Origin of the sequence: Paenimyroides viscosum (assembly GCF_003858535.1) — a bacterium.
Lineage (GTDB): Bacteria > Bacteroidota > Bacteroidia > Flavobacteriales > Flavobacteriaceae > Flavobacterium > Flavobacterium viscosum.
Map to the genome: position 1 here is coordinate 1 of NZ_RQTJ01000058.1, position 7,780 is coordinate 7,780.

Below are 7,780 nucleotides of genomic sequence, written 5' to 3' on the forward strand. Positions count from 1 at the left end.
TGCCTTCGCCCTTCTTTTTCTGTCGTCCGTTTTGTTGTCATTTTGAGTCTGTCTTGGTACGTTGGCTTGGTGGCTCTTTTGCAATTTTTGGCTTTAGCGTTGGCTTGTGCTAAATTGCAAATGTGCCACCATATGCGTTGGCATTAGTATTTTAATTGTTTCATAAATTCCTTTAATGTTATTGTCGTAATGTTTAGTCCTTTTGCCTTTATCTGCAAGCCATTATCTGATGTGAGCATTATTGGGTTTTCACTTTTGTATCTTAAAGCAACTGAAAGGATAAAATTATCGGGTGATTTTTTATTAAAATCATTTGGTAATAAAGCCAAGTCGGCTGTGACCATTTTGATATTTCGTTTGTCAAAACTTTCGTTGATATGTTTGATTGCTTTTTGAACATTTTTCTTTTGTTCATCTGACAATGAAGGTGATATTTTTAAATAATCTAACTCGTCAATTACTTTGGCTGATAGAACTACACTGTATTTGTGGTCAATCTTAGAAATTATATCTGGTTGGTCAACAAATACGTTGGTGTCAATGATGTAAATATTTTCTTTGCCTTTAACAATTTCCTTCTTGGGTTTTTCAAACTTAGATAGGTCTATCTTGTCGATGACTTTTAGCCCTGGTGTTTTAGGAGGTAAGGAATCATTGTTACTGGTTTCTTCTATAATTATGGGAAAAGAAGTATCATTGTTTAAATCACACTTTGAGATAAATTCAGCTACAAATCCTTTGTATGGTTGAACCACTTTGTAAACTTCATCTAATAGAATCAAAGTACAAAATCTTGCTCTGCTTGTTGCCACATTGAAGCGGTTTAGCTTGAATGAAAACGCAGGGCTACCATCAGAAAAAGCAAAATAAAAGCAAAAGTCAATTGTTAAACCTTGAACGCTATCGACTGTATTAATCAGAATTTGGTCTTGTTTATCACCGAATTTATGAAGCAAATTATCTCTTAGCAATTTCACACCTTTCTTCGTGGAAGACAAAATTGCAATTTCAAACTTGGGATTTATTTGAAGCAAGGCATTTATCTGAGCTAAAAGAAGGTCATAGATGTTTCTCAAATTTGTAGAATCGTAATACAATAATGAGCAACCACCTTTGTTGTTGTAGATTGGTGATATTTTTGAAAATACATCATTACTTTCTTGAATATCTGATTTTGATTTTAGGCTATTCTCGTAAAATGTATTTGTTTGAACACAGGCATTCTCAGAAAACCTGTAGGTTGTTGTTAAGCGAAATTTAGGGCAATTAATTGTTGAAGCATAGAAAGTAAAAGATTCCTGCATTAAATCAATATCTAAAGAGATATTACTTGGATTTGCTTGGTTCACAATAGGCGGTAATTGAAGAGGGTCGCCTACTAAAATGATTTTCTTGCCAAGTAGCTTTGCCGCTGCAATAGTGCCTAAAAAGCTCTGACTGGCTTCTTCTAAAATAACGTAATCATAGATTGGTGCGGTAATATTTTCTACAGCTACACCTGTCATTTTATAAAATGTAGTTAATAAAATATTGCCCTCAGCTGGAAGAAAATCTTTAGGTATGGGTTTTAATTCCTTTACTTCTTTGGTTTCTTCTAAAGTCAAATTAGATTTAAAAACTACACCTTTTTTAGCTTCCTTAATTTCAAAATATTTTTTGGCTAGTTCAATTAATGACCTATTAGCCAAAGTTGCAACTAATACTGATTTCTTCTCTTGGGAAAGCAAAGAAAGCAGTCTGGAAATAAAGAATGTTTTACCAGTACCTGGAGGACCTTGAATTATGATTGTATCTTGACTGTGTAAATTGGCTTTGTACTTTTCAATTAGTACTAAAGAATCATCTATATGAACTGGATTAAAATCATTTAAATGATAATTGCCCAATATTATATCATCAACCATTTTGGATTTAACTTCATTCTTTGTTATTTGAATTAAGTTGAAATAGTATTTCAATGGAGGATCGGAAATACCAAAAACTATTTTATCACCAATAGATAATGAATTTAAAAACTCAATGTCAAAATTACTGAAACCCACATTGTACTTGCCATTTAACTCTTGGTAATAAACACCATAACATTCGGAAAAGGATGCCACACCATTTTTTCTGTAATAACTGTAACTGTAATCATAAAAGCTTTTGGCTATTACCTCTGATGATTTTGGTTTAGTTGCTGTCAAAGGCACTCTTGTTTTTGGAAGTTTATCCTTTGCAAAAGAGAATACCACCTGATTTCTTAACTCATCTATATATTCAAATGTGCCGATAAACAATTCAACTTTGTTGAGTAAATCAATGCACTTGGAATCAAGATATGACTGATAATCAGAGAGAATCTTCTTGATTTCTTCTTCGTAAAATTTTATTTGGTGTTTCTTCGTGAGCCTCTTCATAATTAAAAATTATAGTCATCAAGGTTCATTACTTCTATGTATTGCTTTGCCGCCTGGGCTTTTTCGTTTACAATAAACACAAAGTGCCACTTTCCATTATCTGATGTTTTTCCAATTGAATTTAAATCATCTAAAGAATATTTAACTGGTAATTTCATAATACCATACTTGTTTTTGATTTTAGTAAAGTCAAATAAATCTTGTTGCGTTTTAAAAAATGTTATTTGATTGTTTGTATGAATTGCCAATTTTACATTTTGCTCACCAAGCCTTTTCCAATGGTGTAAATCAAGAAACAACAAACCCCTTTGAGCAGAACGAACTATAATTTCATCATTACCTGCCTTTAGATAATATTCTTCGTCTGACAGTTCTGATTTTGAATATTCATCTTTTATACTCATTAGTGTTTTAATTTTTGCTGCTAAATTCGCTTCAATTTGTTCATTAAGCTCATATTCCCCTCCAATAATATCCTTTATAAATTTTATATCGCTGTCTGTCAGGCTATCCCAAAATGGGTCTTTAAATTCCTCGTCATTTGTCTTTTCAATTTCAGGTTCATCTGATGACTTTTCTGTTTGAACTGGCTCTGGTACACTATTCTCTTGTGGTGTTGATTCTGGTATTCTAAATCTTTGTTTGATTTCATCAGGTACAGCCCTGCCTTTATTTTCAAAGTCGGAAATAATATCAGAGGGATTATTAAGTAAGATGTCTTGGACAAATTGAAGCTGTTTCTTTATGTTTAGGATATTATCGTTTAGCCAATGGACTAAAAGAAAGTTCCTTTGTTCAACCCAATTGCCTATGTAATAAATAGTCTTTTCATTTGTGATAATAAAATTCCTGTTGTCTTCCTTTACTATTTTACTTTCAGTTTCAGGATATTTCAAGGAAATTTTGGAACATTTTTTTATTTTCCATTCCTTGAATTTCTCTTTAAACTCATTTTCTACCTCTTTGTATTTTTCATCGTCACCATCAAAAGCCAGGAATACTAATCTTTCATTAACCCGATTTGAAAACTCATAATCATTATGACCACCTTCAAAATGTGGATTGAAATCTTCAATGCCTAATGTTTTAATCCCGAAAAGGTTATGGTATCTTTTTCTATAATCTTGTTCCTGCTTGCTAAATAACGGGTCAATTAGATACTCATTTTCACGAATACCGCTTCGTATCATCTCATCTATTGAATGCAGCTCACTAACTAGGTTATATGTTTTTGCAGATGATAGTAATTTGCTGCCCTTTATGAAATCGTTAATTAGATTTTTATCATTATAATTACTTGGATTGTAAACCTTTAAAATTTCAGAAATTAAATCTTTTAATTCACGTCTATTAGGCTGACTTGATGTAATGTAATTTAGTATGGTGTTTACATCAAGCTTTGATTTAAAACCAAAATAATCTTCAAGTGACTTACCATTATGCGTAAACTTGGATAGGTCTTCAAAAGCTACATTTGATTGACCCACATACTTTTTTAATTCATACTTAAAAAGTTGGATAGCAGGTTTCTTATTGCCATCAGCAGTTGGAATATTTTGGCAAATTACATTGTGCCTGTTTTGGTCGTAATACTGAGTAACACCAATTTGTTCAAAGAACTGGATTAATTCACTGGCATCTTCAAATCTGTATAATTCTGTTAAGAAAGGCACGCCACATTCTAACCCAAATATTTTTTCAAAATCAAAGGTAGGCTTGTAGGCAGTTGAAAAATGAATAGCATTTGGAGTATAAAAGTTGGCTACACTCTCTCCTTTACTTAACAGCGGTATCTTTTTTACGAAATTTAAATTTGTGTTATTAAGGGATAGATTACCTGATTTATAAAGAAGGTAAATTTCTTTCAATAATGATACTGATGCTTCAGCATTCTGCCATAATTGAATGTTATCAGCAATATGCTTTAGTTTTAAGCTGATTATTTCTGTTTCGTTTCTTAGCTCACTTACTTTTAACCTTTCAGAAAAAAACCTTTGCCAAGCATCTGTTTGAGAATTAGTATACTCGGCTGATATTTGATTTAATACTGGAACTGTGATTAGCGGATTTGGTATCTGCGTTTCGTCAATATATGGTGAACCAATATAACACTCATTGATTGGTTTGAATGCACCCTCTTTTGTTTTAAGTTTGAAATGATTGTTTTTTAGAACTGTGTTTATGATTTGGTCCGACTCTCTATTTTCATATAGTAATCTTGTTAGAGGTACAAATAAATCAACAGAAATTTGATGAAGGTTTGGTAGTAACGTATGTTGTATAAAATCCTTTGAATCAATTTTTGCATCTAATCTTTTAAAAAGTGTTTTAATTTCATTCTTTTCTATATTTGGATGCTTTAGGTAATCTGCACTTACGAAATCAATATTTGAATTAGGAAATTGAAGCGATAAAGTTTCCAATGCATCATTATCGGTAAATTCAGATGGCAAATAAAGTGTATGTACTTCCTTAAATACTCCATTCTTTGATAAGACTGGAATTGCCTTAAGAGTTAGGGATAGACTTTCTTTGTTAGGGTCTGAGAGATTTTTAAAAGACGATAAAATAAATGCCCATAAAGTTGCATTTGCATTTATTGTTGTTTGAGACAAATAAAATCGGCTTATAGAATCTTTATTTGTATTTATTATGGTTTGTATAAAGTTAAATGGTTCAGTTTCCATAAAAGAAAATACCCCTAACTTTTCCGCTAATAACTTCAAATTAGAATTAGATGTATTGCTCCAATTATCATCGAGGAGATAATATAAACCAGCAGGCAAGGCTTTTTCAGATGAAAGTATGCTTAATGAGCTTGAATTGAAATAAATTGAACCAGACCAACTCGGGAGTATAGTTTGTAATGTCTTAATTGGAAATGACTTTATTTCAGCTGACGGGAACAAAGGATTGGATGCATACTTGGATAAGTAAGTATAAAAAACATTAAAAGAAATTGATTCTTTGGTAAGTCCTTCAATGATTTCAACTTTCTTTTCCTTGCAAATAATTTCACTGATAAATGAAATCGGGTCGTATTGCAATAAAGGTAGTTGAATGTCGCTTAATCCAGACGAAACAGAATGGTGTAATACCTTCTCGAAGCCCAACCATTCTAAAGAGTTTGTATCAGAATTAAGATTGATATAAAGTTCATTTGCTTTGTATAATTCACCATCTTCTGCAAGAAAGATTGATTCATTGCTAAATATGTCTAAGTATTTTTTTGAAAATAAATAATTTATAAAACCCAAATTGTTAGTGGCATTTTTGAGCCAAATTTTAAAAGAATCTAACTTGATTTTTTCTTTTAATTTACTAAAGTCAAATACATTATCAGGATTTGTTTTTTCAATGAGTTTTACAATTTTCTTGTATTCATTTAAAATACCTATTGGCACATTAACTTGGTCAATAAGTTCCTTAAATATTTCAGCCCCAAAAGAAGAAACAAAGCCCGATTTGTCAATAACAATATGTGAAAATGGCAATTGAGTACCATTGAATGTAAGTTCCGTTTTAGGTAAAAAATCTAAAAGATTGGTAACAATAATATTTGCTGAACTTTGGTAATCAAAGCTCAAATCAGGCATTAGCGTATTTAGATATTCTAATTGATTGTTTTGTGCCAGTTTTTGAGAAAGCTCTTCTAATGTTAATGCTACAAATAACAATACTTCTCTATTATACTTTAGATTCTGAATAATATCCGTTCTATCCAAATCAGGTATAAAATCAGCATTTACGAGAAAGGGTAATTTGAATTTAGTATTAGATAAAGGTAAGTAAGTAAACAAGTTTATAGTGTCTTCGTTCAAAGAATGCTTGGGCAGAGCAATTGTTATACGTGGTGTTCTAAAATTTCGCATTTTAGCAGGCACGGCAGTAACAGATTCATCAAGTAATTCATTTACTACTTCTTCATTAGAAATAATAAGGTCATTTTTGGTATGTATAAGCCATTCACTATGGGTACTATTATTAACAAATAGTTTTATTGAATTAAAAACTTCATCATTAATTATCTCTTTAAAAAAGCTAACATTCAATGATGGCAAAGAATGATTCACTCCTTTTTCTGTGTATGATACACTTGGGGCATTAATTTTTAGTTGAGTTAGGTTATCAAGAAAAATAAGAAGATATGGATTTTGACTTAACTGATTCAGATATTTGATAACATCAACTCTGTTTTTTTCACTATTAAATTCAAAGGCAAAAGCAACAGGGGCATTGAAGAAGTCAAATTGAGGGATTTTCTCAACCATTTCTTTCTCTATCTGAAAAAGTGGTAAAACTTCCCAAGGTTTATCAAACCCAGATTCATCTTTAGAAAACCTAAAACTAAAATTGCCAGAACGGACATAGGCTTTGTCTGTAAAGCGAAAAACTGATTTGAATCCGATTCCCTTATAACCTATCCTATTCCTGTCGCCTTCTTGAATCTGCTCCCCAAATAGAATGCCCGTTATTGATTCAAAATTGTTCTCTGTAAAAAGTGCTCCATTATGTTTTACCAAAAGAAAATTACCAAAAACTTCAAAACTGATACTTACGTTATTGTTAAAGTTCCTATTTGGATGGTCAACTGCGTTTTGAACCAATTCATATAGAAAAGTTAGTTCATTTGAAGATAAATCACCTCTTAACCTGTCAAGTATGTTTCTATTTTGCTTTAGGAACTTAGAATCAATTTTTAGGTGGGTATTTCTGTTATTTTCAACTATTGACTTACATTTGGTAAATGATAAAACATCATCAAGTGCATTTCTAAAAACTCTCGTACTGAATATCAATTTGCGATTTACTTCATCAATTTCGACTAATACTAATGTAATTATTTCGTCTTTTTTTATTGAATTGAATAAAGCAAATCGCAACTCAAATTCATTAGCTATTTCTTTTAATGGTAAAACTGCATCAAAACCATAGAAATCTAATCCTATAATTTTTGATTTATGATCCTTATACTTTGCCTTCAAGTCAAAGATTGAACCTGTCGCTATATTTGATATTAATTCTTCCCAAGTCATTGCAATTCTTTTTTCAAAATCTTAAATGCCGTTTTCATTGTAAATTTTTGTGAGGGGTTGGGCAAAAGCAAATGTGCTGCATTGGGTTGGCTTTTAGCGTTGGGATGCAGCTCTTTTGATTTTGCTGAAGCGTTGGCATTTTGTCTTTCATTTTTCTGTTCGTTTATTGCCGGTCGTGTCGTCTTTTAGGGTGAGGCATAACGTTTTGGCGCTTGGCGAAGAAGCGGATTTCGAAGCACAAAACTTCATTTAAGCACTGAACCCGCTTTTTTGCCAAGCGCCTGTTGAACTAAACCTCCGGTAGCTTTCGCTGCGATGATTTAGTACCTTAGTATTTATTAACGT

2 protein-coding genes are annotated in these 7,780 nt (G+C 31.7%); both read right to left on the minus strand.

The window, feature by feature from the left end; all coding sequences use genetic code 11:
• Positions 1-143 precede the first annotated feature (143 nt).
• Positions 144-2,399: a PIN domain-containing protein gene (locus EG242_RS14420; RefSeq protein ID WP_124900597.1), complete on the minus strand. Its 2,256-nt coding sequence runs from the start codon at positions 2,397-2,399 to the stop codon at positions 144-146.
• 2 nt (positions 2,400-2,401) lie between these two features.
• Positions 2,402-7,435: a sacsin N-terminal ATP-binding-like domain-containing protein gene (locus EG242_RS14425; RefSeq protein WP_124900599.1), complete on the minus strand. Its 5,034-nt coding sequence runs from the start codon at positions 7,433-7,435 to the stop codon at positions 2,402-2,404.
• Between the last annotated feature and the right edge of the window lie 345 nt (positions 7,436-7,780).

Coding starts and splice junctions, on each gene's coding strand:
- EG242_RS14420 (WP_124900597.1), bottom strand. CDS start 2,399: ATGAAGAGGCTCACGAAGAAACACCAAATAAAATTTTACGAAGAAGAA.
- EG242_RS14425 (WP_124900599.1), bottom strand. CDS start 7,435: ATGACTTGGGAAGAATTAATATCAAATATAGCGACAGGTTCAATCTTT.